The 25,703-nt window shown below is 64.8% G+C and carries 25 protein-coding genes and 1 tRNA gene; 13 read left to right on the plus strand and 13 right to left on the minus strand.

The genetic code is table 11. From position 1 onward, the window contains the following. Positions 1 to 243: 243 nt before the first annotated feature. Positions 244 to 333 (plus strand) — tRNA-Ser (locus AC3FLX_RS18845). 111 nt (positions 334 to 444) lie between these two features. Here the strand turns inward: AC3FLX_RS18845 and AC3FLX_RS18850 are convergent. The 5 genes from AC3FLX_RS18850 to gudD form a co-directional block, all read right to left on the minus strand. Beyond that, positions 445 to 1,101: a DUF799 domain-containing protein gene (locus tag AC3FLX_RS18850; protein ID WP_488698822.1), complete on the minus strand. Its 657-nt coding sequence runs from the start codon at positions 1,099 to 1,101 to the stop codon at positions 445 to 447. After that, positions 1,098 to 1,550 (minus strand): DUF4810 domain-containing protein, encoded by a 453-nt coding sequence (locus AC3FLX_RS18855; protein ID WP_488698823.1) that lies wholly within the window; start codon positions 1,548 to 1,550, stop codon positions 1,098 to 1,100. Before AC3FLX_RS18855 ends, AC3FLX_RS18850 begins: the two co-directional genes overlap by 4 nt. 36 nt (positions 1,551 to 1,586) lie before the next feature. Further along, complete coding sequence (locus tag AC3FLX_RS18860; protein ID WP_488698964.1) at positions 1,587 to 2,252, minus strand: CsgG/HfaB family protein; 666 nt, start codon at positions 2,250 to 2,252, stop codon at positions 1,587 to 1,589. A 222-nt stretch (positions 2,253 to 2,474) separates the two neighbouring features. Next, positions 2,475 to 3,503 (minus strand): Bug family tripartite tricarboxylate transporter substrate binding protein, encoded by a 1,029-nt coding sequence (locus AC3FLX_RS18865; protein ID WP_488698824.1) that lies wholly within the window; start codon positions 3,501 to 3,503, stop codon positions 2,475 to 2,477. A 93-nt stretch (positions 3,504 to 3,596) separates the two neighbouring features. Further along, positions 3,597 to 4,946: a glucarate dehydratase gene (gene gudD, locus AC3FLX_RS18870; protein WP_488698825.1), complete on the minus strand. Its 1,350-nt coding sequence runs from the start codon at positions 4,944 to 4,946 to the stop codon at positions 3,597 to 3,599. Between the two features lie 273 nt (positions 4,947 to 5,219). On the opposite strand from gudD, the gene AC3FLX_RS18875 reads away from it, so the two are divergent. Then, complete coding sequence (locus AC3FLX_RS18875; protein ID WP_488698826.1) at positions 5,220 to 5,969, plus strand: FadR/GntR family transcriptional regulator; 750 nt, start codon at positions 5,220 to 5,222, stop codon at positions 5,967 to 5,969. A 204-nt stretch (positions 5,970 to 6,173) separates the two neighbouring features. Further along, complete coding sequence (locus AC3FLX_RS18880; RefSeq protein ID WP_488698827.1) at positions 6,174 to 7,751, plus strand: aldehyde dehydrogenase (NADP(+)); 1,578 nt, start codon at positions 6,174 to 6,176, stop codon at positions 7,749 to 7,751. 171 nt (positions 7,752 to 7,922) lie between these two features. Here AC3FLX_RS18880 and AC3FLX_RS18885 read toward each other — a convergent pair whose 3' ends face one another. The 4 genes from AC3FLX_RS18885 to AC3FLX_RS18900 are packed head-to-tail and all read right to left on the minus strand — an operon-like array spanning position 7,923 to position 11,467. Next, on the minus strand, positions 7,923 to 9,143 hold the full coding sequence (locus tag AC3FLX_RS18885; protein WP_488698828.1) for an osmoprotectant ABC transporter ATP-binding protein OsmV: 1,221 nt from the start codon (positions 9,141 to 9,143) through the stop codon (positions 7,923 to 7,925). Continuing rightward, entirely contained in the window at positions 9,140 to 9,790 is a 651-nt protein-coding gene (locus tag AC3FLX_RS18890; RefSeq protein ID WP_488698829.1) for an ABC transporter permease, read from the minus strand. The genes AC3FLX_RS18885 and AC3FLX_RS18890 overlap by 4 nt, the downstream gene beginning before the upstream one ends. A gap of 10 nt (positions 9,791 to 9,800) precedes the next feature. Further along, the gene (locus AC3FLX_RS18895) at positions 9,801 to 10,754 is read right to left on the minus strand and encodes a glycine betaine ABC transporter substrate-binding protein (protein WP_488698830.1); all 954 of its coding nucleotides are present in this window, start codon (positions 10,752 to 10,754) and stop codon (positions 9,801 to 9,803) included. Further along, positions 10,751 to 11,467: an ABC transporter permease gene (locus tag AC3FLX_RS18900; protein WP_488698831.1), complete on the minus strand. Its 717-nt coding sequence runs from the start codon at positions 11,465 to 11,467 to the stop codon at positions 10,751 to 10,753. Before AC3FLX_RS18900 ends, AC3FLX_RS18895 begins: the two co-directional genes overlap by 4 nt. Positions 11,468 to 12,134: 667 nt before the next feature. Between AC3FLX_RS18900 and AC3FLX_RS18905 the strand changes: the two genes are divergently transcribed. From AC3FLX_RS18905 to AC3FLX_RS18930, 6 genes are all read left to right on the plus strand, one after another. Beyond that, on the plus strand, positions 12,135 to 13,043 hold the full coding sequence (locus AC3FLX_RS18905) for a pirin family protein (protein ID WP_488698832.1): 909 nt from the start codon (positions 12,135 to 12,137) through the stop codon (positions 13,041 to 13,043). 299 nt (positions 13,044 to 13,342) lie between these two features. Beyond that, on the plus strand, positions 13,343 to 14,911 hold the full coding sequence (locus AC3FLX_RS18910; protein WP_488698833.1) for an ABC transporter ATP-binding protein: 1,569 nt from the start codon (positions 13,343 to 13,345) through the stop codon (positions 14,909 to 14,911). Then, entirely contained in the window at positions 14,904 to 15,998 is a 1,095-nt protein-coding gene (locus AC3FLX_RS18915; RefSeq protein ID WP_488698834.1) for an ABC transporter permease, read from the plus strand. Before AC3FLX_RS18910 ends, AC3FLX_RS18915 begins: the two co-directional genes overlap by 8 nt. 18 nt (positions 15,999 to 16,016) lie before the next feature. Continuing rightward, positions 16,017 to 16,937 carry an ABC transporter permease gene (locus AC3FLX_RS18920; RefSeq protein ID WP_488698835.1) on the plus strand — a complete coding sequence of 307 codons (921 nt, stop codon included), beginning with the start codon at positions 16,017 to 16,019 and terminating at the stop codon, positions 16,935 to 16,937. Between the two features lie 102 nt (positions 16,938 to 17,039). After that, on the plus strand, positions 17,040 to 18,179 hold the full coding sequence (locus AC3FLX_RS18925; protein WP_488698836.1) for a BMP family ABC transporter substrate-binding protein: 1,140 nt from the start codon (positions 17,040 to 17,042) through the stop codon (positions 18,177 to 18,179). Positions 18,180 to 18,329: 150 nt separating this feature from the next. Continuing rightward, complete coding sequence (locus AC3FLX_RS18930) at positions 18,330 to 18,623, plus strand: YkvA family protein (RefSeq protein WP_488698837.1); 294 nt, start codon at positions 18,330 to 18,332, stop codon at positions 18,621 to 18,623. A gap of 82 nt (positions 18,624 to 18,705) precedes the next feature. Here the strand turns inward: AC3FLX_RS18930 and AC3FLX_RS18935 are convergent, their stop codons facing one another. Genes AC3FLX_RS18935 through AC3FLX_RS18945 form a run of 3 tightly spaced genes read right to left on the minus strand, consistent with a single transcriptional unit; the run spans position 18,706 to position 20,850 of the window. Beyond that, the gene (locus AC3FLX_RS18935) at positions 18,706 to 19,125 is read right to left on the minus strand and encodes a methylglyoxal synthase (protein ID WP_488698838.1); all 420 of its coding nucleotides are present in this window, start codon (positions 19,123 to 19,125) and stop codon (positions 18,706 to 18,708) included. After that, the gene (locus tag AC3FLX_RS18940) at positions 19,125 to 19,913 is read right to left on the minus strand and encodes an SDR family oxidoreductase (RefSeq protein ID WP_488698839.1); all 789 of its coding nucleotides are present in this window, start codon (positions 19,911 to 19,913) and stop codon (positions 19,125 to 19,127) included. The genes AC3FLX_RS18935 and AC3FLX_RS18940 overlap by 1 nt, the downstream gene beginning before the upstream one ends. A 46-nt stretch (positions 19,914 to 19,959) precedes the next feature. Further along, positions 19,960 to 20,850: a DMT family transporter gene (locus tag AC3FLX_RS18945; RefSeq protein WP_488698965.1), complete on the minus strand. Its 891-nt coding sequence runs from the start codon at positions 20,848 to 20,850 to the stop codon at positions 19,960 to 19,962. A gap of 228 nt (positions 20,851 to 21,078) precedes the next feature. On the opposite strand from AC3FLX_RS18945, the gene AC3FLX_RS18950 reads away from it, so the two are divergent. The 3 genes from AC3FLX_RS18950 to AC3FLX_RS18960 all read left to right on the plus strand — a co-directional run bounded on the left by AC3FLX_RS18950 (position 21,079) and on the right by AC3FLX_RS18960 (position 23,100). Then, complete coding sequence (locus AC3FLX_RS18950; RefSeq protein WP_488698840.1) at positions 21,079 to 22,077, plus strand: Bug family tripartite tricarboxylate transporter substrate binding protein; 999 nt, start codon at positions 21,079 to 21,081, stop codon at positions 22,075 to 22,077. A 115-nt stretch (positions 22,078 to 22,192) separates the two neighbouring features. After that, positions 22,193 to 22,843 carry a uracil phosphoribosyltransferase gene (gene upp / locus AC3FLX_RS18955; protein ID WP_488698841.1) on the plus strand — a complete coding sequence of 217 codons (651 nt, stop codon included), beginning with the start codon at positions 22,193 to 22,195 and terminating at the stop codon, positions 22,841 to 22,843. Between the two features lie 104 nt (positions 22,844 to 22,947). Beyond that, positions 22,948 to 23,100 carry a DUF3149 domain-containing protein gene (locus tag AC3FLX_RS18960; protein ID WP_488698842.1) on the plus strand — a complete coding sequence of 51 codons (153 nt, stop codon included), beginning with the start codon at positions 22,948 to 22,950 and terminating at the stop codon, positions 23,098 to 23,100. 68 nt (positions 23,101 to 23,168) lie between these two features. On the opposite strand, the gene AC3FLX_RS18965 is transcribed toward AC3FLX_RS18960, so the two are convergent. After that, positions 23,169 to 24,692, minus strand: a complete 1,524-nt coding sequence (locus AC3FLX_RS18965; RefSeq protein ID WP_488698843.1) for a helicase HerA-like C-terminal domain-containing protein — start codon at positions 24,690 to 24,692, stop codon at positions 23,169 to 23,171. 274 nt (positions 24,693 to 24,966) lie between these two features. Here AC3FLX_RS18965 and AC3FLX_RS18970 point away from each other — a divergent pair, with 274 nt between their 5' ends. Beyond that, a complete protein-coding gene (locus AC3FLX_RS18970) occupies positions 24,967 to 25,692 on the plus strand; it encodes a YebC/PmpR family DNA-binding transcriptional regulator (RefSeq protein ID WP_488698844.1) in 726 nt (241 codons plus the stop codon). Positions 25,693 to 25,703: the final 11 nt, after the last annotated feature.

Genomic DNA, 25,703 nt, shown 5'->3' on the forward strand with positions numbered 1-25,703 from the left:
CCGTGCGCGTCGTCCTTTCTAGGAACCTTACAGCGCCTACATGGTTCCGCGCTGTCCGACAAACACCGACAAATCCCTCGGATAACACAGCGCTGGCCATGTCCAATGTCGCGTTCAGGGACAGGTCAACCACGGAGTCGGGCATCCGCATCACGGACATCACACTGTCCGGCGCCGCATCCTTGTATAATGCGCGGCCGGGCATCGCGGATGACACGCCAGAATGCCCGTTACATCCAGAAAGGAAGCGTGGCCGAGTGGTTTAAGGCAGCAGTCTTGAAAACTGCCGATGGGGTGACCCATCCGTGAGTTCGAATCTCACCGCTTCCGCCAAGACAAAAAAATGCCGCAGCACCACTCCAGATGGAGGCAGTGCTGCGGCATTTTCGTTTTTGCGACTGAAATCCGCCAGACCGAGTCCAACCCGGTCTGGCGCAGTCCCGATCAATCCGACTGATACTTCGGCGAGCGCGGGCCGTACAGGATGCCGCCCTGCGTGCCTGCCGACAGCAGGCGTACGCTGGTCATGCCGGCAACCGGGTAGCTGGCATCGCTCAGGTGATTCACCGCCTGGCTGATCGCGGCGGTGATCAACATGCCGACCAGGCCGCCACCACTGTTTCCGCTGTCCTTGGCCGCAACCGCGGTGCCGCTCCACAGCACGTCGCCGGACTTCAGGTCGACGAGCTTGGCATTCGCGGCCACGCGGGTCACGCTGCTCACCACCTGATAACGCGAGCCGTAGTCAGTCACGGTCACGTACAGTGCCGCATCGGCGCCGAAGATTTCACGCAGCTTGGGCACGGGCACCGTGTGGATGTCGCCGGGCACGGTCAGGCCGTTCTGCCGGAACGTTTCGTCGACCAGCGCCACCGGCAGCACGTAGTAGCCCGATTCGGCCAGCGGATAGGTGGCCTGCGACAGCATTGCGTAGGTGGCCTTGATGTCAGGCGACTCGTTCAGCGGCGGCAGCACCACGATCGAACGCGGTCGTGCGGCCTTGAACGCGGCGTAGTCCACCTGCTTGTTGGGCACGGCACAGCCGGCGAACAGCATGACGATGCCGAGCGTGGCCACATAGGTCAGAATACGACGCATCATTTGGTGCTCCCTGCGTTGGTGTCCGGCTTGGCCGCGGCCGTGGTGCCAGCGTTGGCATTGGCCTGCGGTGCGGTGCCGACCGTCACATCCTTGCGCTCGTCGGTCTTCACGTTACGCATCAGGAAGTCCATGTAAGGCGTGGCTTCGGGAAACAGCGTCTTCTCCGTCTGGAACTCCTTGATCATCTGGTCGCCCTTACCGACGTTCAGATAGAGCATGCCAAGCTGGGCGTGGTAGCCCGGCGGCACCGAACCACCCTTCGCCTTGATCTTTTCCAGGCCGCTTTCCAGCGCGGTGATCTGCGCCTCCTTCGATTCGCCCTTGAAGTACTCGTAGACCTGGGATTGATAGCCTTCCCACTGATACATCGATTTCGGCGCGGCACAACCAGCCAGCACACCGACAGCCGACAAAAGCGCTGCATTACGCAGCGTGACCCATTGCTTCATTGTTGTTCTCACCTTTGTTGGTAAGCGCTTGCCGGCTTATTGCACCGGTTTCCAGGCACCCGATTCGATCGCATTGACCAGGTTGTTCACCGCTTCGCGCATGGCCAGATCCATCACCTTGCCGTTGAGCGTGGAGTCGTAGCTGGCCGTTCCGCCAAAGCCGATCACCTCGCGGTTCGACAGCTTGTACTCGCCCGCGCCCTGCGTGGCGTAGACGACTTCCGAAGTGCTGATGTTGACGATGTTCAGGTTGACCTTGGCGTACGCCACCTGCTCGCGGCCACGGCCCAGAATGCCGAACAGCTGCACGTCGCCCACTTCCTTGCGGCCGAACTCGGTGATGTCGCCGGTGACCACGAAGTCCGCGCCCTTGAGCTTCTGGGCCTGGTTCTTGATGGCGGCCTCACGCTTGATCTCAGCGAGGTTTTCACGCTCGAGCACGTTGAAGCGGTTGGTCTGCTGCAGGTGTGTCACCAGGCTGGTCTTGGCCTGGCCGCTCAGACGGTCGATACCATCGGAAAACACGCCGCGCATGTAGTTGGAACGATTGTCGAACTTGCCAACGGCGATGGGGGTACGCACGCCGTTATAGGGACGGCTCGCGCTTTCCACCTTCTGCACCGGCAGCGCGGTCGACGACTCGGTCGCGCAACCGGCCAGGCCAATGGCGGCAACCGCGCCGATCAGGCAGCAACTTTTCAGACTCTTCAATTCATTTCTCCAGACAAAGTACAAATGGCTACGTCTATCACGCCGTGTCCAGGGTCGCATTGATTCAATTCAACCCTCTACGGTATCGACGGGCGCAAGTCTGGATTAAGGGCAAATCGACGTGATCCCCCCTTCGGTTGGGATCTCGGCCGGAAAAGAAAAAGCCCCGCCATAGAGGCGGGGCAAACGACGCGGGAAGCGTGCCGCGGAGGCTTATTCGGCGGTGATCTTCCCTTGCTCGATCACCGTCTTCCAGCGCTTGAGTTCCTGGTTTTCGAACTCGACGAATTGCTCCGGCGTGTTGGCCACAACCTCGAAGCCCTGCTCGCTGAGTTTCTTCTGCATCCCGGCGTCCTTGAGCGCTCCCACGATGGCGCCATGCAGGCGGGTCTTCACGTCCGCCGGCAGGCCCTTCGGCGCGGCCACGCCCTGCCAGGAATAGACGTCCACATCCTTGACCCCGCCCTCGACCATCGTCGGCACGTTGGGCAGCACCGACGAGCGCTTGTCCGACGTCACGGCCAATGCCTTGAGCTTGCCGGTGCGAATGTGCTGCAGCACTGCGTTGATGTTCTGGAACGATACGTCCACCTGACCGGCCAGCAGATCGGAGATCGCCGGGGCGCCACCCTTGTAGGGAACGTGCAGGCCCTCGGTGCCGCTCTTCTGCCAGAACAGCGCGGCGGTCAGGTGATCGGACGAGCCGGCGCCGGAGCTGGCAAACGAGACCTTGCCCGGATTCTTCTTCATGTACGCCACCAGTTCCTGCAGCGACTTGACCGGGAAGTTCGGATTGGCCACCAGTACGTTAGGCGCGCGCACGGCCACCGTCAGGAGGTCGAAGTCCTTGGCCGGATCGTATTGCAGGTTCTTCTGCAGAAACGGATTCACGGCAAACACGCCGATCGATGCCACCAGCATCGTGTAGCCATCGGCCGGTGCGCGCTTCACGAACGTTGCACCGATGGCGCCCGTGGCGCCGGGGCGGTTGTCGACCACAAAGGGCTGGCCGAGCTTCTCGTTGAGCGGCTGCGCCAGCAGGCGCGCGATGGTATCCGTCGAGCCACCGGCCGGGAACGGCACCACCACCGACACCGCGCGTTGCGGCCACGCCGTGCCGGACGCCAGGGCAGCGCCACTGACCGTGATGCCTGCCGCCAGGGCGATGGCTACGCCGGCCAGGCGGCGCAGCAGTGTGGATGCAAAGGCCGCTCGCGGGGCGGCCGTGAAAGTGTTGACCATGTTGTTGTCTCCTGCTTTGACGAAAGCTGTTTTGCTTCTATGGTTGCGGCGGCGCCTGCACGGTGCCGCCGCGATACATGCGTGCGATATCGATCAACGCACCATGCAAGGCATCTTGTTGTTGAATTTCCAGTTCGGAATCAGGAACTGCATGGCGATGGCATCGTCACGCGCGCCCAGGCCCTTTTCCTGGTACAGGCGGTTGGCACGCGCCAGCGCGTCCATGTCGAGTTCCACGCCCAGGCCCGGTGCCTTCGGCACCTGCACCAGACCGCCCTCGATCTTCAGCGGATTGCGCGTCAGGTGTTCGCCGTCCTGCCAGATCCAGTGCGTGTCGATAGCGGTGACACGCCCCGGCGCCGCGGCGGCCACGTGCGTGAACATCGCCAGCGAAATATCGAAGTGGTTGTTCGAATGCGAACCCCAGGTCAGGCCCCATTCCGAACACATCTGCGCCACGCGCACCGATCCCTGCATGGTCCAGAAGTGCGGGTCCGCCAGCGGAATGTCCACCGATTGCAGACGCACCGCGTGGCCCATCTGACGCCAGTCGGTGGCAACCATGTTGGTCGCGGTGGGCAAACCCGTTGCCGTGCGGAATTCGGACATGATCTCGCGGCCCGAATAGCCGTCCTCGGCGCCGCAAGGATCTTCCGCGTAGGCCAGGATGCCGTGCTTGTCGCGGCACAGGCGGATGGCGTCCTTCAGCAGCCAGCCGCCATTCGGGTCCAGCGTGACGCGTGCATTCGGAAAACGCTCATGCAGCGCGATGATCGCTTCCATTTCCTCGTCACCGCGCAGCACACCGCCCTTCAGCTTGAAGTCATTGAAGCCGTAACGCTCGTAGGCGGCCTCGGCCAGGCGTACCACGCCCTTGGCATCCATCGCCACTTCATTGCGGATGCGGAACCACTCGTTGTCCGCGTTCGGCTCGGTACGGTAGTCGAGCGTGGTCTTGTTGCGGTCGCCTACGTAGAACAGATAGCCGAGCATTTCCACTGCATCGCGCTGCTGGCCTTCGCCAAGCAGTGCGGCCACGGGCACCTGCAGGTGCTTGCCCAGCAGATCGAGCAGCGCGGCCTCCAGCGCGGTGACGGCGTGGATCGTGATGCGCAGGTCAAACGTCTGCAGACCTCGGCCGCCCGCGTCGCGGCTGGCAAATTGCTCGCGCACCTTGTTCAGGATCGACAGGTACTGCCCGATTCCCTGCCCCACCACCAACGGCCGGGCGTCTTCCAGCGTCTGGCGGATACCTTCGCCGCCAGGCACTTCACCCACCCCGGTGTTGCCCGCGCTGTCCTTGAGAATGACGATGTTTCGTGTGAAGTACGGGCCATGCGCGCCCGACAGGTTCATCAGCATGCAGTCGTGACCGGCCACGGGCACGACGGTGAGTTCGGTGACGACGGGCGTGGCGCCCGCGGCTGGGGAAATGGCATTCATGTGGATGGTCTCCGAGTCCTGTTGATTAGGCCGCCGGGATCGCGCTCCCCAGGAATGGAAATGCGCCCTGCATTCTTTCTGCTCATACGCTAATACATTAGCTGACCGCCGCGTGTACCGCTGTCGCACTGCCACAACGGTTTCTCGTCCGCAAGATCCTGTGCGTTATCGGTCGTCGTATGACTTATGACGCAGTATAATGAGCGCGTACCTGCGCGGTCAACAATGCCGCCGTCAGGGTCATCCCCACATTGGTTCCAACACCTGCCCGCCATGTCCAACGCTTCGATGACTTCGCCCGCTCCCCTGCGCCGCCGTGGCCGCACGCTTGCCGAAGAAGTGGTCGGCAACCTGACCGAGAGCATCCAGCAGGGCCAGATCAAGCCGGGCGACAAGCTGCCCACCGAATCCGAAATCATGGCCACGCTTGGCGTCAGCCGCACCGTGGTGCGCGAAGCGTTGTCACGCCTGCAGGCCAGCGGACTGGTGGAAACGCGCCACGGCATCGGCACATTCGTGCTCAATCGCCCAGCCGAGACGCAATCGCCGTTCCGTATCGATCCGTCCGCGATGGTCACGGCGATGGATGTGCTGGCGATGCTGGAATTCCGCGTCAGCCTGGAGGCCGAAGCCGCCAGCCTGGCCGCCACGCGCCGCAGCGACGATCAGTTGCGCGCCATGCGCCGCGCACTCGACGACATGAAGCGCAACGCCTCCGAAGGCAATGACGCGGTGGCTTCGGATTTCGAATTCCATCTGTCGATCGCGCGCGCCACGGGCAACCGCTACTTCACCGACATCATGGGACACCTCGGCACGATGGTGATCCCCCGTAGCAGGCTCCAGGTGAGCCAGCCCGAGCGCGAGCAGTACCTGGAACGCGTGAACTTCGAGCACGAAAGCATCTTCGATGCGATCGAGCGACGTGATCCGGAAGCCGCCAAGGCGGCCATGCGCATGCACCTGACCAACAGCCGTGAACGCCTGCGCAAGGCGTCCGCGATGGCAGGATCGCCGGCCTGAGCACCATGCATCGCCCGAACGCTAGCGTGACGGGCGATGCGGTTGCGGGCCTCCCCGCGATGTCATATGATGTCTTACGACGAATTGCTACGATAATTCAGGGGCGAGACTCACCGCAATAGTTTGGCGCCAGCCTTGGCCGCCGCTGCCTTGCGTGACGTGCTCTGGCCGTCCTTTTCCACTTTTCCCGCAGGACCCAAGATCATGACGATGACTGGCGAAATGCTGATCGGCGCCACCGCCGTTCGCGGCACTGAAGACACCTTTTACGGCATCAACCCGGCCACTGGCGAGAAGCTGGAGCCGGCATACCAGACTGGCACCCCCGCCGATGTGGACCGTGCCTGCGCACTGGCCGAAGCCGCTTTCGACACCTATCGCGCCACGTCGCCGGAACAACGCGCCACGTTCCTGGAATCGATTGCCGCCGGCCTGGAAGCGCTGGGCGACGAGCTGATCCAGCGAGCCCATCTCGAAACCGCGCTGCCGATCGCTCGCCTGCAAGGCGAGCGCGGCCGCACCGCCGGCCAGTTGCGCCTGTTCGCGCGCGTGCTGCGCGATGGCCGCTGGCAAGGCGCCACGCTGGACAGCGCTCTGCCCGAGCGCACGCCCCCGCGCCCCGACCTGCGCATGCAACGCATCGCCGTAGGCCCGGTGGCCGTGTTCGGTGCCAGCAACTTCCCGCTGGCCTTCTCGGTGGCCGGTGGCGACACTGCCTCGGCGCTGGCCGCTGGCTGCCCGGTCGTGGCCAAGGCACACCCGGCGCATCCGGGCACGTCGGAACTGGTTGGCCGCGTGATCCAGAAGGCCGTGGCCGATGCCGGCCTGCCCGAAGGCGTGTTCTCGATGGTGCAAGGCGTGGGCAACGCCATTGGCACGTCGCTGGTGGCACATCCGTCCATCCAGGCCGTGGGTTTCACCGGTTCGCGCGCCGGTGGCCTGGCGCTGATGAGCGTGGCGAACAGCCGCCCGGTGCCGATCCCCGTCTACGCGGAAATGAGCAGTATCAACCCGGTCTACCTGCTGCCCGAAGCGCTGAACGCCCGCGGCGAGCAGATTGCCCGTGACCTGGTCGATTCGCTGGTGCTTGGCGTTGGCCAGTTCTGCACGAACCCCGGCCTGCTTCTGGCCATCGAGGGTCCGGCGCTGGAGAAATTCCGCGCCACCGCACACACGGCGCTGACCGGCAAGCCGGCCGGCACGATGCTGACCCCGGGCATCCACGCCGCCTTCGAACGCGGTGTCGCGCAGTTGTCGGAAATCTCCGGCCTGACACGCGCCGCCTGCGGCGTCGATGCGACTGGCCCGAACCAGGCCCGTCCGGTGTTCTTTGAAACTTCGTCGGACAAGTTCGTGGCCGACCACCGCATGCACGCCGAAGTGTTTGGCCCGTCGACGGTGCTGGTCGTCTGTAAGGATGCCGACGCGCTGGTGGACGTCACCCGCATCCTGGAAGGTCAGCTCACCGCCACGGTGCAGGCCGATGCGGGCGACCACGCCGTCGCCGCAAAGCTGCTGCCGGCACTGGAACGCAAGGTAGGCCGTATCCTGTTCAACGGCTACCCGACCGGTGTCGAGGTCTGCTTCGCAATGGTCCACGGCGGCCCGTTCCCGGCCACGTCGGATACGCGCACCACGTCGGTGGGCACGACCGCGCTGGATCGTTTCCTGCGCCCGGTCTGCTACCAGAACCTGCCGGCCGACCTGCTGCCGGAAACGCTCAAGGACGGCAACCCGCTGAACCTGTGGCGCCTGAAGGACGGCGAACTGGGCCACGCCTGATTGGCTTCGCTTCTGCCTCAATGAAAACGGCCACGTTATGTGGCCGTTTTTTTATGGTGTCGCGCGGTTGGCGCTGCGCCCTCTCCCGCCATGCGGGAGAGGGGAGCAAACCGGCGGCGAGTGATATGCCCCGGCTTCTCCCTCCTTCGCTTGCGGAAGATGGCTGGCCATTCAAGCTGCGGCGCGTTCCTTCGCGGGCGCCTGCAGGGGAGCCGGTCCGATCGTCGCCACCGGCGAGCTTGCCGGCGGTTGGATCACCGGTGCCGTGCCGCGTGACCGGCCCGAGCTCAGGTAGTCGGCGATCGACTCCTGCGTAACCTCGCCAAGATAAACACCGTCGCCATCGATCACCGGCAGCCAGCTCGTGTTGTGCTGGTACATGCGCGACAGCACGATACGCAGATGCTCGTCGAACGCAGCGGTCGTCGTGAACTGGCGCATCACTTCGGCACAGTTGCCGCCCTTGGCCAGCGCGTTGCGCACGTCACGGCGCGTCACATAGCCCAGCGCGCGCTGGGCTTCGTCCACCACCGGCAGGTGGCGCACGTCGGCGTCGTCCATCACGCCGAAGGCTTCGGCCAGCGCCATGTCGGGGCGGCAGCTCGGCGGCATCGTGGCCGCGTCGCCGGCGCGCACCAGCAGCAGGCGCTTGAGCGTGTTGTCGTGGCCCACGAAAGCCTGCACGAAGTCGTCGGCCGGATGGGCCAGCAGCGCGTCCGGATGATCGAACTGCACGAGCCGGCCACCACGGAACACGGCCACCTTGTCGCCGAGCTTGATGGCCTCGTCGATGTCGTGCGACACCATGATCACGGTCTTGCCCAGCTGACGCTGCATCTGGAAGAACTCGTTCTGGATGCTCTCGCGGTTGATCGGATCGACCGCGCCGAACGGCTCGTCCATCAGCAGCACGGGCGCGTCCGCAGCCAGCGCGCGAATCACGCCGATGCGCTGCTGCTGGCCGCCGGACAGCTCGCGCGGATAGCGCTTGAGCATCTTGTCCGGGTCCAGCTGGACCATGCGGATCAGCTCGCGCGCACGCTCGCGGCATTGGTTCTTGTTCCAGCCCAGCAGGCGCGGCACGACCATGATGTTCTCTTCGATGGTCATGTTCGGGAACAGGCCGATCTGCTGGATCACGTAGCCGATCTTGCGGCGCAGCGTCACGCCGTCGATGCCGGTGGTGTCCTCGCCGTCGATGCGCACGGTGCCCGACGTCGGCTGGATCAGCCGGTTGATCATCTTCAGCGTCGTGGTCTTGCCGCAGCCGGACGGCCCCAGGAACACGCAGATTTCTCCGCGCGGCACGGTCATGCTGACCTCGTTCACGGCACGCACTTCGGTACCGTCCTTCTGGGGGAAAGCCTTGGTGAGTTTGTCGAGTTCAATCATTGTCGGATTCCTTTCGGTGTCAGGGCACGCTGCAAGGCCTGCAGCGCGACGTCGGCCGCGATGGCGAGCAGGCTCACGAGGACAGCGCCCACCGCCAGCTTGCTCATGTTGCTCTGGCTGATCGCCTGCAGGATCAGCACACCCAGGCCACCGGCGCCGATGATGGCGGCAATGGTGGCCACGCCAATGTTCATCACCACGGCCGTGCGCACGCCGCCCAGGATCACGGGCACGGCCAGCGGCAGGTCCACCAGGCGCATGCGCTGCCAGGTGGTCATGCCGATGCCGCGTCCGGCTTCCTGAATGCCGGCGTCGACATTGGTCAGCGCGGTGTAGGTATTACGCATGATCGGCAGCAGTGAGTACAGGAACACCGCTGTCACGGCGGGCACGTAGCCCAATGCGTGGCCAAAGCGCGCGAAGATCGGAATCATCAGTCCGAACAACGCAATCGACGGCAGGGTCAGCACCACCGTGGCCAGCGCCAGCAACGGCGTGGCCAGGAAGCGATGGCGCGTGATCAGGATGCCCAGCGGCACCCCGATGACGATGGCCATACCCACGGCCGAGCCCACGAGGGCGAGGTGTTCGCCGGTCAGACGCAGCAGCGTCGGCCAGCTATGTTGAAGGTAGGTCAGCAAGTCCATGTGGCGCTCCTCAGATCAGGCCGTGGCCGCGCAGGAAGTCGCCGGCCACCTTGTCCACGGGCTGCTGGTCGATGTCGACCTTGTAGTTCATGTCGGTCATCGCCGCGTTGTCGAGCTTGGCGGCCAGTGCATTGAGCAGGCCAGCCAGTTCGGGATGCGCGTCGAGCACCGCCTTCCGGACCACCGGTGCCGCGTTGTACGGCGGGAAGAAATGCAGGTCGTCCTCCAGCAGCACCAGGTCGAAGCCCTTCACGCGGCCATCGGTCGTGTAGACCAGGCCCAGGTCCACCTGGTTGTTCTTGAGCGCCGTGTAGACCAGGCCCGGATCGAGCTGGATCACGTCCTTGCGCGTGAATGGCAGCTTGTACGCGCCCTTCAGCGGCTCCAGGCCGTCGGGACGCGCGGCGAATTCCATGTCCACGGCCAGCGGGTGCTTCTTGTCTTCGCCGTCGGCGCGCATTTTCTCGGCGTAGGCGGACAGCGTGCGGATATCTCCCGCCCGTTCCTTCGGCATGGCGAATGCGTAGGTGTTATTGACCTGCGATGCGTCAAGCCAGACCAGCCCCTTGGCCGCGTCGAGTTCCTTCACCCGCTTGTAGCTCTCGGGGCCATCGAGCTTTTCCTCGACCTTGTTGAACACGATCAGCGCCGTGCCGGTGTAGTCCCACACCACGTCGAGCTGGCCGGATTCCATCGCCTGGCGCATCAGCGTGCTGCCCAGGCCCGACGTCAACGTCGCGTCGATACCTTTTGCCTTCAGGTACTGCGTCGTCATCGACGACAGAATCAACTGCTCGGTGAAGTTCTTGCCGCCCACGCGCACCTGGCCGGCACCTTCCTGGGCACGCGCCGGTGCCGTCGACAGCAGCAGCGCGGCCAGCACCGCGCCGATGACGGCGCAGAGCCAGAACGTGCGGCCTTCCGCCAGACGATTTGCGGATTTCGTTTTCATATGACCCCTCATTGCGCCAACCCGCGACGGCGCAGATAGACGTGGCCGGCGGTGGCGAACAGCGCATCGAGCGTCAGGGCCAGCAGCGCGGTAGCGGCGGCGCCCAGCAGCAGCAACGGCTGGTTGTTCAGGTAGATGCCCGGAAAAATCAGTTCGCCCAGGCTGTTCGCACCGATCAGGAACGACAGCGGCACGGTGCCCACGTTGATCACCAGGCTGATGCGCACGCCGGCCAGAATCACGGGCAGCGCGTTCGGCAGTTCCACGCGAACCAGGCGCTGGCACGGTGTCATGCCGATGCCGCGCGCGGCTTCCTTGAGCGCGGGCGACACGGTGCGCAGCCCTTCGTACGTATTGCGCACGATGGGCAGCAGCGACGCCAGCCACAGGGCCAGGATCGCCGGACGCTCGCCGATGCCGAGCACGGCCAGCGCCAGGGCCAGCACCGCCAGCGAAGGCACGGTATTGCCGATGTTGAAGACCTGCATGAGCTTGTCAGCCCATCGGCGCATGCATGGGCGGCTCAGCGCGATGCCGGCCGGCACGCCGGTCAACAGGGCCAGGGCCATCGAGATCGCCACCAGGCGCAGATGGTCGGCCACGTCGTAGAACAGGCGGTCCTGATACTGACGGATGACATCAACGCCGATCCACGTGACCAGTCCGGCCAGCGCAATGGCAATGACACCACCCCAGGCCACGGCCTGGATGGTTCGCTTTGACATATTTCCCCTCTCCAACCCCGGCCTGTCGAAATTCACGCGAAATGCACGAATCGCCACATCCCGGATGTGGAAAACAAAAGGGCCGGCGGAATGTTGATGGGGGTGCCCGCCGGGACCCTGGTTCAGATTGCCTTGCCGCCATGACCGGCACGATTACCGGCGGACGGACTTGTGGGTGTGGCACCGGCCTGGAGGCCGACGAAACACCCGATTGATGGGGTTCAGGCTTCAGGCCCAAACCCGCGGGAGCGGCGCAACCCAAACGGGTTGGCCAGTGGCGGCGACTGATGTCGTGTCAAAACGCGCTTTCGGTATGGCGCCGCCGGTCAATCGGCCGTTGCCAGACAACGGATCGCGGGGGTTCGGGATACAGACCGAGCCACCGCAATTATTGGCAACGGATGACAAAGAGACCGCTATTCTACACAACTTCTGCGATTCCGTCATCTTCATCGTTTCCGTATGCGAAATAACGAGGCTTGGTCAGGCATTTCCGAGTTCCCGATCGTTGCACTGGAAGATCAGATACCCGACGTATCGTTCCATCGATAAAACAATCTGTTGCCCACCCGCCATCTACCGCTTTCTGGCCAAACCCTTAAATTGGCAGGGTAGACACGACGGCGCGGACCACATCGCTTCCGCCGTCCCAACAGGAGATTTCCCCATGACCACCCGTACTCCAACCGTTCCGGCAACCGCCACGGAGACCGTGCAGCGCTCGCGCGCCGTGGACCGCGTGGTACGTGGCATCGCCACGTCCGACGGCGCCGGCGTGAAGCTGACCCGCGTGCTGACCCAGAACCTGCAACGTCGCCTGGACCCGTTCCTGATGCTCGACGCCTTTGGCACCGACAACAAGGACGACTACATCGGCGGCTTTCCAGATCATCCGCACCGTGGCTTTGAAACCATTACCTACATGCTGGCCGGCCGCATGCGGCACCGTGACAGCGCTGGCCATGAAGGGCTGCTGGAAAACGGCGGCGCCCAGTGGATGGTGGCCGGCTCGGGCGTGGTGCACTCGGAATTGCCCGAGCAGGAAGACGGCCGCATGGAAGGCTTCCAGCTCTGGCTGAACCTGCCCGCGGCGGACAAGATGACGACGCCCTGGTACCGCGACATGCCCGCGTCGGCCATTCCCACCGTGGAACTGCCGGCCGGCGCGACGGTGCGGGTGCTGGCGGGCGCCTCGCATGGCGTGGCCGGCGCGGTAACGCGGCCGGTCACCCAGCCGCTGTATCTGGACGTGCATCTGCCAGCGGGCCAGTCGTTTGCGCAAGCGCTGCCGGCCGGCCATAACGCGTTCGTGTACGTCTATCGCGGCACCGTGCGCGTGGGGGACGCCGTGCTGGAAGCCCAGCGCATGGGCGTGCTGGACAACGCCGGACAGTCCGACGGCGTGGTGGTGACGGCAGACGAAGACGCGCGCTTCCTGCTGATCGCCGGCCAGCCGCTGAACGAGCCGATTGCGCAGTACGGCCCGTTCGTGATGAACACGCAGGAACAGATCTACCAGACGCTGGCCGACTTCCGCGACGGCCGCTTTGCAACGATCCCTGCCAGCGCCAGCTGACACGCGCCCTGATCGGGGTCAACCCTGACCGCCGCCCTGCCCTAGCCGGCAGCGCGGCGGTTTTTCTTTGGCGGTGTGGCCGGCACGCGACTTGCAACCTCCCGGTATCCGTTGTGGGGCATGGCTAGAGGGTCAAAGTGGTCCGCCGAACCCCCACGCACTTATATAATCCACCCCAAATTCCGGGCATCACGCAATCATGATGATGACGACCTGCCGCGCGGCGATGCTGCGCCACGCACAGCCGCTGTCACGTGCCTGAACCAAACGTTGCTGCCACAACAATTCGAGCCGCCTCAGTGACATCACAAACACCTCCCAGGCTGGCGCTTGCACATATCACCAAGCGCTATCCCGGCGTGACCGCCAACGACGACGTCAGCCTGACCGTCGCGCCCGGCGAGATCCACGCCGTCCTTGGCGAAAACGGCGCCGGCAAATCCACCCTGATGAAGATCATCTTTGGCGCGGTTCGTCCCGACGCCGGCGAGATGCACTTCAATGGGGCGCCCACCGCCATCGCCAGTCCGCACGACGCCCGCAACCTGGGCATCGCGATGGTCTTCCAGCATTTCTCGCTGTTCGACACGCTGACCGTGGCCGAGAACATTGCCCTGGGCCTGCCGCCCCGGGACGCCGGCAACATGAAGCAGTTGTCCGAACGCATCCGCGCCACCGCCGAGCGCTACGGCCTGCCGCTGGAGCCGCAACGCCATGTGCACACGCTGTCCGTCGGTGAGCGTCAGCGCGTGGAAATCGTCCGCGCGCTGCTGGCCAATCCGCAGTTACTGATTCTTGACGAGCCGACCTCGGTGCTGACGCCGCAGGCCGTGGAAACGCTGTTCGTGACGCTGCGCCAGCTGGCCGCCGAAGGCACCAGCATCCTTTACATCAGCCACAAACTCGATGAGATCCGCGCGCTGTGCCACCACGCCACGGTGATGCGCATGGGCCGCGTGACCGGTAACTGCGATCCGCGTCAACAGAGCGCGGCCGAGCTGTCGCGGATGATGATCGGCGGCGAGCCGCCGCGCGAAGCGCGCGGCGCCACCGAGCGAGGCGCCGTGAAACTGTCCGTGCGCGACCTGTCGATGCCACGGGCGCATCAGTTCGCCACGGAGCTGCAGCATATCGCGCTGGACGTGCATGCCGGCGAAGTCGTCGGTATTGCCGGTGTGTCGGGCAACGGCCAGCAGGAACTCCTCGCCGCGCTGTCCGGCGAAGACGCTCGCGCCAGCAACGCAGCCATCCAACTGGAAGGCAAGCCAGTGGGCCGACTCGACGCACGTGGCCGCCGCCGCGCGGGGCTGGCCTTCGTGCCGGAGGAACGTCTCGGACGTGGCGCGGTGCCAGGCATGACCCTGGCGTCGAACATCCTGCTGTCGCACCAGACGCCGCCGTACGTGCGCGGCGGCATGGTATCGCCGAAGGCGGCCGAAGGGCTGGCCGCCGGCATCATCAGCCGCTTCCGAGTGAAGGCCAGCGGCCCCGCCGCGCAGGCGCGCAGCCTGTCCGGTGGCAATCTTCAGAAATTCATCGTCGGCCGCGAAATCGAGGCCGGCCCGAAGGTGCTGATCGTCGCGCAACCCACCTGGGGCGTTGACGTCGGTGCCGCGGCGCAAATCCACAACGAGATCCTGGCGCTCAAGGCCACCGGTTGCGCCATCCTGGTGGTATCGGAGGAACTCGACGAACTGTTCGCCATTTGCGACCGCCTTCACGTGATCGCCAAGGGCCATCTTTCGCCGTCGATTCCGGCCGAGACCGCCACACGCGAGCAGGTGGGCCTGTGGATGAGCGGATTGTGGGAAGGTGGCCCCGCCAGCCAGCATGACAACGCTGCCGTGGAGACACCGAGCCATGTCTAAGCTTCTGTCTCCCATCGTGCTGGCCCCGCGCTGCGTGCCGTCGCGGCCGATGGCTTATGCCTCGCCGGTGTTCGCCATCGTCCTGACGCTGCTGTTCGGCGCGCTGCTTTTCCTTGCGCTGGGCAAGGACCCCGTGGCGGGCCTCAAGGTCTTCCTCGTCGATCCGCTCAAGGACAAGCGCGCCATTGGCGAGGTACTGCTCAAGACCGTGCCGCTGGTGCTCTGCGCGCTGGGGCTTTCGGTCTGCTATCGCGCCAACGTCTGGAATATCGGCGCCGATGGCCAGCTGATTCTTGGCGGCATCTTCGCCGGCGCCACCGTGCTCTGGTTCGATACGCCGGGCAACACCACGGGCGGTTTCACGGTGCTGCTGCTTGCGTCGCTGGCGGGTTGCATCGGTGGCATGGTCTGGGCGTCGCTGACCGCCTTGCTCAAGGACCGCTTCAATGCCAACGAGATTTTGGTCTCGCTGATGCTGACCTATATCGCCCAGCAGTTCCTGCTATGGGTGGTCAATGGCCCGCTGAAAGACCCCAACGGCATGAACTTCCCGCAATCGAAGGTGTTCTCGTCGATGTTTCTGCTGCCGAACCTGCTGCCCGGCTCGCGTCTGCACGTGGGTTTTGCCGTGATGCTGGTGCTGGTGGCGATCATGACGGTGTTCGTGTTCCGCAGCTTCGCCGGTTACCGGTTGCAGGTGGGTGGCACCGCGCCGCTGGCCGCGCGCTATGCCGGATTCTCTTCGCGCAGCGCGCTATGGACCGCGCTGATGATCTCGGGCGCGTTCGCGGGCCTGGCTGGCGCATTCGAAGTAACCGGCCCGATCGGGCAGTTGCTGCCGTCGATTTCTCCGGGCTATGGCTTCACCGCGATCATCGTGGCATTCGTCGGCAGGTTGCATCCGGTGGGCGCCGTGTTCGGCGGCATCGTGATGTCGCTGTTCTACATCGGTGGCGAAATGGCGCAGTCGCGCCTGGGCCTGCCGTCGGCGCTGGGCTGGGTGTTCCAGGGCATGCTGCTGTTCTTCCTGCTGGCGTGCGACACGCTGATCGACAACCACCTGCGCTGGCGCGCGCGTGCCGCCTGATCCGGAGCTGACAACAACATGGAACAACTCGCTCCCCTGATCGCCACGGCGATCAACGCAGGCACCCCGCTGCTGCTGGCCGCGCTGGGCCTGCTTGTCAATGAACGCTCGGGCGTGCTGAACCTTGGCGCCGAGGGCATGATGCTCGTGGCCGCCGCGTTCGGCTTCATGGTCGGCTACCAGACGCAATCGCCGATGCTCGGCTTTGTCGCCGGCGCCGGCGCCGGCATGCTGATGGCCACGCTGTTCTCCTGGCTGGCACTGGTGCTGGCCACCAACCAGGTGGCCACCGGTCTGGCGCTGTCGATCTTCGGCACGGGCCTGTCCGCCTTCATGGCGCAGCGCTTTGTCGGCCACGCCATGCCGGCCAAGGCCAGTTCGATCCCCGGCCTGGCCGACATCCCGTTTATCGGCCCGGCCTTCTTCCAGCATCACTGGATGGTCTATTTCAGCCTGCTGCTGTGCGTTGCGATCATGTGGTTCCTGTTCCGCACGCGCGCGGGCCTGACGCTGCGCGCGATCGGAGAATCGCCGGAATCTGCGCATGCGCTCGGCTATCCCGTGCGCTGGATCCGCTTTGGCGCGCTGCTGTTTGGCGGTGCGTGCTGCGGGCTGGCTGGCGCCTACCTGTCGCTGGTCTATACGCCGATGTGGGTGGAAAACCTCGTGGCCGGCCGCGGCTGGATCGCACTGGCGCTGACCACGTTCGCCACGTGGCGGCCTGGCCGGGTACTGATCGGGGCATGGCTGTTCGGTGGCGTGACGATTCTGCAGTTCTACTTGCAGGGTGTTGGCGTATCGGTGCCGTCGCAGTTCCTGTCGATGCTGCCGTACGCCGCCACGATCGTCGTGCTGGCACTGATTTCACGCAATCCGGCCTGGATTCGCCTGAACATGCCCGCATCGCTGGGCAAGCCGTTCCGCCCTGGCAACGCCTGAGCACACCCGTATCGCATCACCGAAGCATTCATAAGAAAAAAGCAGTATCCGAAGTCAAACCACATCACAGAAGACAGAAGACGTCTTAACAAGGAGAGATCGATGATCGTGACACGCAGGACCACGCTGGCGGCCCTGGCCGCCACCGCCGTGCTGGCCCTGGCCGGCTGCGGCAAGAAGGAAGCCGACAAGCCCGCGGAGACTGGCGCCGCTTCGGCCCCGGCTGCCGCGGCCAGCGAGCCGCTGAAGGTGGCCTTCGTCTACATCGGGCCGGTGGGCGACGCCGGCTGGACGTACGCGCACGACACGGGCCGCAAGGCCGTGGAAGCCAAGTTTGGCGACAAGGTCAAGACTACGTTCGTGGAGAACGTGCCCGAGTCCGCCGCCGATGCCGAGCGCGTGTTCCGCGACCTGGCCAGCCAGGGCAACAAGCTGATCTTCGGCACCACGTTCGGCTACATGGAGTCGATGCTGAAAGTGGCCCGCGAATTCCCGGACGTGAAGTTCGAGCACGCCACCGGCTTCAAGACCGCCGACAACCTCGCCCAGTACGACGTGCGCACCTATGAAGGCGCGTACCTGGCGGGCGTGGTGGCCGGCAAGATGAGCAAGACCGGCAAGATGGGCGTGGTGGCCTCTGTACCGATTCCCGAGGTGATCCGCAACATCGACTCGTTCACGCTGGGCGCGCGCTCGGTGAACCCCAAGGCGACGGTCAAGGTCGTGTGGGTCAACAAGTGGTTCGATCCGGGCAAGGAACGTGAAGCCGCCACGACGCTGATCGGCCAGGGCGTGGACATGCTGATGCAGAACACCGACTCCGCCGCCGTGGTGCAGACCGCGCAGGAAAAAGGCGTCTACGCGTTCGGCTGGGACAGCGACATGAGCAAGTTCGGCGAGAAGGCCCATCTGGCCGCCTCGGTGATCTCGTGGGGCGTCTACTACAACAAGGTGGTGGAAGACGTACTCAACAACCAGTGGAAGAACAGCACCATCTGGTGGGGCCTCAAGGAAGGCATGATCGACCTGAAGGGCTTCAACGCCGTGGTGCCGGATGACGTCAAGGCACTGGTCGAAGAGCGCAAGAAGGGCATCGTCGACGGCAGCGCGCCGATCTGGAAGGGTCCGATCAAGGACAACGCCGGCAAGGAACAGGTCGCCGGCAACCAGGTGGCCGACGACGCCTTCCTGCACAACGTGAAGTTCTACGTCGAAGGCGTGGAAGGCAACGTACCGGGCTGATCGACGTCCGCCGTGCCGCAAGACGGCTCCCCTGCCCCGCGCCGCGGGCCAGGGGAGCAAACCCGCCCATCCATCAGGAACTTGAAACCCCTTCCATCGGCCCAAGCTACTTGCTCATACCCCCTGAACGTGTGACCAAGGAGGCCTATCATGTGGAAGCGATTTTCTGCCCTCTGGACGCTGGTGCGGCGCGATGGCCGGTTGTTCTGGTACGCGCTGCGCCACCCCGATGCGCCGCCCTGGCTCAAGCCCGCCGCGTTCGGCCTGCTGTTCTACGCCATCTCGCCGATCGACCTGATCCCGGATGTGATCGCCGGACTCGGCATCGTGGACGACGTCGTGATCATTCCGCTGGCCGTTCACCTGATTCTGAAGCGTCTGCCGCCGCACATCCTGCGCCAGGCGGAAATGCGCGCCACTGCCACCACGGTCAGGCCGCGCTGACGCCGCCCCTCTCAGGAACGGGCCGTCAAAACAAAACCGCTGCCGAAGCAGCGGTTTTTTTATGCCCTCGCGTGACGACGGCTCAGGACTTCGGCTCGAAGCAGTGCCGCGCCAGTTCCACGACCAGCAACTCGGCCGTGGCCAGGTTGGTGGCGCACGGCACGTTGTGAACGTCGCACGCGCGTACCAGCGCGTTGATGTCCGGTTCATGCGGCTGCGGCGTCATCGGGTCACGCAGGAAAATCACTGCGGTGACCTTGCCCTCGGCCAGCAGCGCGCCGATCTGCAGGTCGCCGCCCCACGGGCCGGACAGCATGCGGGTCACCTCCAGCCCGACCTCGGCCGCGATGCGGCCACCCGTGGTGCCAGTGGCCAGCAGGTCGCAGCGCGCCAGGAAGTCTCGATGGCGGCCGGCAAAGGCCACGATGTCGTCCTTCTTGTGATCGTGCGCGATCAGGGCGATACGCGGCCTGGATTCCTGCACGGTTTCCGAGTTACCCATCAGAACGTCCCCGGGAAGGCGCCGCCGTCCAGCAGCACGTTCTGGCCCGTCATGAAGGCGGCCTGCTTGCTGCACAGGAACGCGCAGGTGGCGCCAAACTCGGCCGGCTCGCCGAAGCGGCGCGACGGGTTGGCGGCCGCACGACGCTTGGCCATTTCCTCGATGCTGATACCAGCCTTCTGGGCGCCGCCTTCCATCGTCTTCTTCAGACGGTCGGTGTCGAACGGTCCCGGCAGCAGGTTGTTCACGGTCACGCCATGCTGTGCCACTTCGCGTGCCAGACCGGCCACGAAACCGGTCAGGCCCGAACGGGCGCCGTTCGAGAGGCCCAGCACGTCGATCGGCGCCTTCACGGCGCCGCTTGTGATGTTGACGATGCGGCCCCAGCGGCGCGCGATCATGCCGTCGATGGTCGCCTTGATCAGCTCGATCGGCGTCAGCATGTTGGCGTCGAGCGCGGCAAGCCACTCGTCGCGGCCCCAGTCGCGGAAGTTGCCCGGCGGCGGGCCGCCCGCGTTGTTCACGAGGATGTCCAGATCACCGAGCTTGGCCACGGCGTCGAGCGCCAGCTTGCGGCCTTCGGGCGTGGTGATGTCGGTGGCCACGGCAATCACGCGACGGCCATAGCGCGCGCGCAGGTCGGCGGCAGCCTTCTCCAGCGCCTCGGCGCCACGCGCCACGATCACCACGTCGACGCCTTCGGCCGCGAGCGCGTCGGCACACGCCAAACCTAGCCCCTTGCTGGCACCGCACACCAGCGCATGCTTACCGCGCAGTCCAAAATCCATGGCTTCTCTCTCCTTCCTTGGTTGACTCTGTTCGAATCCAGATTTGTCAGGCTTTCCGGCTCGACAGCAGATACATGCCGCCGAGCACTAATGCACTGCCAGCGAGCTGCGCACCGGTGACAGGTTCACCGAGCAGCCAGAACGCCAGCGCCAGCGTCGACACGGGGCCGATCATGCCGGCCTGCGACGCCATCGGCGCGCCAATGCGCGCCACGGCAATCATCGTCAGCGATACCGGCAGCACCGTGCACAGCACCGCGTTGACCACCGACAGCCACAACACCGGCGCCGGCTGCTGCGCCAGGTCTGCCAGCGGCCGGCCCAGCACGACGTACTGGATCACGCAGCACAGCGTGGAGACGCACATCGCATAGGCCACCAGCCGCAACGATCCCACACGCTGGACCAGTTCGCCGCTCAGAATCAGGTACACACCATACGACAACGCGCTGGCCAGCACCAGCGCGCCGCCGAGCCACACCTGGTTGCCGCTGACGTCCAGGTCGTGCGCGAACACCAGCACGATGCCCGCATAGGCCAGCGCCAGCGAAATCCACTGGCGGGAATGAATCTGCCGGCGAAATCCCAGCGCGGTAAACAGCAGCACGAACGACGGCGTCAGGAACAGGATCAGCCGCTCCAGCCCGGCAGTGATGTATTGCAGTCCCAGGAAATCCAGAAAGCTCGACAGGTAGTAGCCGATGAAGCCCAGGAACACCACTCGGCCACGGTCGGCCCATGACAGCGCCGGCAGCTTGCGCGCCTGCCACCAGCCAATGGCCATGAACAACGGCACGGCAAACAGCATGCGCAGCGTGATGACCATCACGGCATCCACGCTATAGCGGTACATGAGCTTGGCCACGATGGCCTTGGCGGAAAACAGAACGGCGCCGATGGCCGCGGTGGCGAGTCCGACGCGCTGCGCGACTGGCACTTCGGCGGACTGGGAAAGGGACTTCTGGGAGGCTGGCACGGGGACGCGGGAATCGGGGCGCCAGGCCGGATTCACCGGCACGGCGCAACCCGGCGATTGTATGTCAAAAGGCGCGGGCGTTCCCGCCCCGGCGGTATTGCCTGCTTTCCCATACAATGGCCCGCGCCGGACCTCGCACCGCCACGGTGCAGGCGGGCACGATAACAATATTCCGGAGACTCCCGAGCCATGCCGTTTCATCGCATCGCCGCGCCACGGCGCGCCTTCCTGACGTTCGCCGCGGCATCCGTTGCCGCCCTGCTGACGGCGCCGGCCGTCCACGCTGCCGATACCTATCCGGGCAAGCCGATCCGCTTCATCGTGCCGTACGCGGCGGGTGGCACCACCGACCTCGTGGCGCGCACCGTCGGTCAGCGCGTGGCCGAGAAACTGGGCCAGCCAGTAGTGGTCGAGAACCGCCCGGGGGCTGGCGGCAACATCGGCATGGAAGCCGTGGCCAAGGCGCCCGCGGACGGGTACACGATCGGCTTCGGCGCCATTTCGACGAACGCGCTCAACCCGCACATCTACAAGCACGTGCCGTTCGATCCGCGCCGCGACTTCACTGCCATCAGCCTGCTCGGCACGTCGACAATCGTGCTCGAAGTCAGCAATGACCTGCCCGTCAAGACCGTGGGCGAACTGATTGCCTATGCCAAGGCGCATCCGGGCCTGACCTACGCCACCGCCGGCACGGGCACGTCGATGCATCTGGCCGGGGCGATGTTCTCGCAGATGACGCAGACGGGGCTGGTCCATGTGCCCTACAAGGGCAGCAGCCCGGCCATCAACGACATGCTGGGCGGCCACATCCAGGTGATGTTCGACAACCTGCCCGCGTCGCTGCCGCATATCCAGGCGGGCAAGCTCCGCGCACTGGCCGTGGCCGGCAAGACCCGGGCGCCGTCGCTGCCGAATGTGCCCACGCTGGCCGAGGCGGGCCTGCCGGGCTATGCCGTGGAACCGTGGTTTGGCGTCTATGGCCCGGCCAACCTGCCCGCTCCGGTGGTGCAGGCGCTCAATGCGGCGTTCGTCGAGGCACTGGCCCGGACCGATGTGCGCGACAAGCTGGCCCAGGCCGGTTTCAACCCGAAGGGGTCGAGCGCGGCGGAACTTCAGACGTTGACGCAAAGCGAGTACGAACGTTTCGGCAAAGTGGCCAAATCCGCGGCCATCACCGTGGACTGAGCGGCGGACTGTTGACGGGGCAGGCTCGCAGCGGCCGGCGCGCATCCATTACAATCGCGCTGCATCGGGCCTTTCCGCTTTCAGGAAGGCCCTTCCCGTATTCGCCGAGCCCGCCATGACACAGGATCCCCGCTTTCCCAACCTCTTCATCCTCGATCACCCGCTGATTCAGCACAAGCTCTCGCACATGCGCGACAAGGAAACGTCGACGCGCACGTTCCGCGAGCTGCTGCGCGAAATCACGCTGCTGATGGGCTATGAGATCACCCGCAACCTGCCGCTGACCACGCGCCGCATCGAATCGCCGCTGGTGGCGCTGGATGCTCCCGTCATCGCCGGAAAGAAGCTGACGATCGTGCCCGTGCTGCGCGCCGGCGTGGGCATGAGCGACGGGCTGGTGGAGCTGATCCCGTCGGCGCGCATCGGTCATATCGGCGTGTACCGCGACGACCAGCACCGCCCGGTGGAATATCTGGTGCGCCTGCCGGACGTGGAAGACCGCTCGTTCATCCTGTGCGATCCGATGGTGGCCACGGGCTATTCGGCCGCGCATGCGGTGGATGTGCTCAAGCGCCGCGGCGTGCCGGACGAAGCCATCACATTCGTGGCGCTCGTTGCCGCGCCGGAGGGCGTGGATGTGTTCCAGAAAGCGCATCCGGGCGTGAAGCTCTTTGTGGCGTCCCTGGACAGCCATCTCGACGAGCACGCCTATATCGTGCCGGGTCTGGGCGACGCGGGCGACCGCCTGTTCGGCACCAAGAACTAATCTGAATTGGCCGAGGCGCTTGACGTGCCTCAATGTTTGCCGGGGTTGACTCTTCCACACTGGATAGCCGTATTGCGCGCTATTCAAGCAAGGAGTCACCCCACATGGAAGCCCTGAAGATTCTGCTATCCACATCGACCGGACTGGCCAGCCTGGCGGTCATCGCATTCATCATCGGCATGGCAGCGTTTTATACCTGCCTGTTCGCCCGCAAGGCGCGCGAGGATGCGGAAGCCGCGCAGCGCGGTTTGGATTGATCTGTCAGCCCGCAATGAAAAAACGCCCGTTCGCGGGCGTTTTTCTTTTCCAGCGCACGTTCGCGCGTCTATTTGCGCTTGCCGCCGCCCAGCAGGCTCCCGAGCACGCCGCGAATCAGTTCACGCCCAACCTGCGATCCAACCGTGCGTGCCGCCGATTTGGCCACCGATTCCAGGATCGAATCGCCGCGCCCGGTCTTGCCCGTGCCGCGCGTGAGTGAGCCCCAGACGTCCCCCACCCAGCCGCCGCCTTCGGGCTCGGCAGCGCCGCCGGGCTTCGGCGCCTTCGCATCAGCCGGCGCGCCATTGGTGGCTTCCGCCACGCCGCCGCGCAGTTTTTCGTAGGCCGATTCGCGGTCGATCGTTTTTTCATAGGTGCCGGCCACCAACGAATTGGCGATCAGCGCCTTGCGCTCGTCGTCGTTGATCGGTCCGATCCGGCTGCCCGGCGCCAGCACCCAGGCGCGCTCGGTCACGCCGGGCGTGCCCTTGGCATCGAGGCACGACACCAGCGCCTCGCCCACGCCAAGCTCGCCGATGACCTGCTCCACATCGAGCTTGGGATTCGCGCGCATCGTCGTGGCCGCCACCTTGACCGCCTTCTGGTCGCGCGGCGTGAAGGCGCGCAACGCATGCTGCACCCGGTTGCCCAGCTGGCCCAGCACCGTGTCCGGGATATCGATCGGATTCTGCGTGACGAAGTACACGCCAACGCCCTTGGAACGCACCAGGCGCACGACCTGCTCGATCTTGTCGAGCAGCGCCTTGGGCGCATCGTTGAACAGCAGGTGCGCCTCGTCGAAGAAGAACACGAGCTTGGGCTTGTCGAGGTCACCGGCTTCGGGCAGCTTCTCGAACAGTTCGGACAGCATCCAGAGCAGGAACGTCGCATACAGGCGCGGCGCGTTCATCAGCTTGTCGGCGGCGAGGATGTTGATCACCCCCTGGCCCTTTTCCGTCTGGATGAAGTCTTCCAGGTTCAGCATCGGCTCGCCGAAGAACTTGTCCGCGCCCTGCGATTCCAGCGCCACCAGCCCGCGCTGGATGGCACCGATCGAGGCGGCGGAGATATTGCCGTACTCGGTGGTGAACTGGCTGGCGTTATCGCCGACGTATTGCAGCATCGCGCGCAAATCCTTCGCATCGAGCAGCAACAGCCCGTTGGCGTCGGCAATGCGAAAGACCAGATTCAGCACGCCCTGCTGGGTGTCGTTCAGCTCCAGCATGCGCGACAGCAGCAGCGGCCCCATATGCGAGACCGTGGCCCGTACCGGGTGGCCCTTTTCACCGAAAACATCCCAGAGCGTGGTCGGGCAGGCACCCCAGACCGGCTCGGGCAGGCCATGTTCCGCCAGGCGGGCCTTGAGCTTGTCCGATGCCTGACCAGCCTGGGAAATGCCGGTCAGATCACCTTTGACGTCGGCCATGAACACCGGCACGCCCAGCCGCGAGAAGCCCTGGGCCAGCGTTTGCAGCGTCACGGTCTTGCCGGTGCCGGTGGCTCCCGTGATCAGGCCGTGGCGGTTGCCCATCTCGGGCAACAGCACCAGCTCGCGGTCGGCATTTTTGGCGATGAGGATCGGTTCGGCCATGTCGGGTCTCTTCTATCGGTGGTCAAGGCAAGCAAAACAGGCGCACACACGGGGCAACAATCCATACATGGCACTGCGGTTCAACAGGGGCGCGTGATAAAATCCTGCGCTGATTATAGCCAGCAGATTGGCACATCAATCACATGGCGTGGCCGCCGGATCGTCAGGATTTGTCACAAAAACCCTTGATGGACCCATTGATTCCGGCTCCCGCCGGCGCAATGCCGCCGGGCTTGCCACACCGCACGATACGTTTTCCGATTCGGAGAGAAACATGGCCGGTCATTCCAAATGGGCCAACATCAAACACAAGAAAGCCGCTGCCGACGCCAAGCGCGGCAAGATCTGGACACGCCTGATCAAGGAAATCACCGTTGCCGCCAAGCTGGGCGGCGGTGACATCGATTCGAACCCGCGCCTGCGCCTGGCAATGGAAAAGGCGATGGACGCCAACATGCCCAAGGACAACATCCAGCGCGCGATCCAGCGTGGCGTGGGTGGCCTGGAAGGCGCCAACTACGAAGAAATCCGCTACGAAGGCTACGGCCTGGCGGGCGCCGCGATCATCGTCGACTGCCTGACCGACAACCGCACGCGTACCGTGGCCGAAGTGCGCCACGCATTCTCGAAGCATGGCGGCAACATGGGCACCGAAGGCTCGGTGGCGTTCATGTTCACGCATTGCGGCCAGTTCCTGTTCGCGCCGGAAACGCCCGAGGACAAGCTCATGGATGCGGCGCTCGAAGCCGGCGCCGATGACGTGGTCACCAACGACGACGGTTCGATTGAAGTCACCAGCCCTCCCAACGATTTCGGCGCGGTCAAGGCCGCGCTGGAAGCGGCCGGGTTCAAGGCTGAAGTGGCCGACGTGGTGATGAAGCCGCAGAACGAGATCAGTTTCACCGGCGATGACGCCGTCAAGATGCAGAAGCTGCTGGACGCGCTGGAAAACCTGGACGACGTACAGGAAGTCTTCACCAATGCGGTAATCGAGGAGTAAATCCTCACGCC

This window comes from Cupriavidus sp. 291-E7 (assembly GCF_057798835.1).

Excerpts from the sequence above, each read along its gene's own strand:
- AC3FLX_RS18880 (WP_488698827.1), top strand. The coding sequence starts at position 6,174 with ATGACGATGACTGGCGAAATGCTGATCGGCGCCACCGCCGTTCGCGGC.
- AC3FLX_RS18885 (WP_488698828.1), bottom strand. The coding sequence starts at position 9,143 with ATGATTGAACTCGACAAACTCACCAAGGCTTTCCCCCAGAAGGACGGT.
- AC3FLX_RS18950 (WP_488698840.1), top strand. The coding sequence starts at position 21,079 with ATGCCGTTTCATCGCATCGCCGCGCCACGGCGCGCCTTCCTGACGTTC.
- AC3FLX_RS18925 (WP_488698836.1), top strand. The coding sequence starts at position 17,040 with ATGATCGTGACACGCAGGACCACGCTGGCGGCCCTGGCCGCCACCGCC.
- AC3FLX_RS18960 (WP_488698842.1), top strand. The coding sequence starts at position 22,948 with ATGGAAGCCCTGAAGATTCTGCTATCCACATCGACCGGACTGGCCAGC.
- AC3FLX_RS18965 (WP_488698843.1), bottom strand. The coding sequence starts at position 24,692 with ATGGCCGAACCGATCCTCATCGCCAAAAATGCCGACCGCGAGCTGGTG.
- AC3FLX_RS18935 (WP_488698838.1), bottom strand. The coding sequence starts at position 19,125 with ATGGGTAACTCGGAAACCGTGCAGGAATCCAGGCCGCGTATCGCCCTG.
- AC3FLX_RS18895 (WP_488698830.1), bottom strand. The coding sequence starts at position 10,754 with ATGAGGGGTCATATGAAAACGAAATCCGCAAATCGTCTGGCGGAAGGC.
- AC3FLX_RS18905 (WP_488698832.1), top strand. The coding sequence starts at position 12,135 with ATGACCACCCGTACTCCAACCGTTCCGGCAACCGCCACGGAGACCGTG.
- AC3FLX_RS18920 (WP_488698835.1), top strand. The coding sequence starts at position 16,017 with ATGGAACAACTCGCTCCCCTGATCGCCACGGCGATCAACGCAGGCACC.
- upp (WP_488698841.1), top strand. The coding sequence starts at position 22,193 with ATGACACAGGATCCCCGCTTTCCCAACCTCTTCATCCTCGATCACCCG.
- AC3FLX_RS18900 (WP_488698831.1), bottom strand. The coding sequence starts at position 11,467 with ATGTCAAAGCGAACCATCCAGGCCGTGGCCTGGGGTGGTGTCATTGCC.
- AC3FLX_RS18940 (WP_488698839.1), bottom strand. The coding sequence starts at position 19,913 with ATGGATTTTGGACTGCGCGGTAAGCATGCGCTGGTGTGCGGTGCCAGC.
- AC3FLX_RS18890 (WP_488698829.1), bottom strand. The coding sequence starts at position 9,790 with ATGGACTTGCTGACCTACCTTCAACATAGCTGGCCGACGCTGCTGCGT.
- AC3FLX_RS18930 (WP_488698837.1), top strand. The coding sequence starts at position 18,330 with ATGTGGAAGCGATTTTCTGCCCTCTGGACGCTGGTGCGGCGCGATGGC.
- AC3FLX_RS18970 (WP_488698844.1), top strand. The coding sequence starts at position 24,967 with ATGGCCGGTCATTCCAAATGGGCCAACATCAAACACAAGAAAGCCGCT.
- gudD (WP_488698825.1), bottom strand. The coding sequence starts at position 4,946 with ATGAATGCCATTTCCCCAGCCGCGGGCGCCACGCCCGTCGTCACCGAA.
- AC3FLX_RS18875 (WP_488698826.1), top strand. The coding sequence starts at position 5,220 with ATGTCCAACGCTTCGATGACTTCGCCCGCTCCCCTGCGCCGCCGTGGC.
- AC3FLX_RS18850 (WP_488698822.1), bottom strand. The coding sequence starts at position 1,101 with ATGATGCGTCGTATTCTGACCTATGTGGCCACGCTCGGCATCGTCATG.
- AC3FLX_RS18865 (WP_488698824.1), bottom strand. The coding sequence starts at position 3,503 with ATGGTCAACACTTTCACGGCCGCCCCGCGAGCGGCCTTTGCATCCACA.
- AC3FLX_RS18915 (WP_488698834.1), top strand. The coding sequence starts at position 14,904 with ATGTCTAAGCTTCTGTCTCCCATCGTGCTGGCCCCGCGCTGCGTGCCG.
- AC3FLX_RS18855 (WP_488698823.1), bottom strand. The coding sequence starts at position 1,550 with ATGAAGCAATGGGTCACGCTGCGTAATGCAGCGCTTTTGTCGGCTGTC.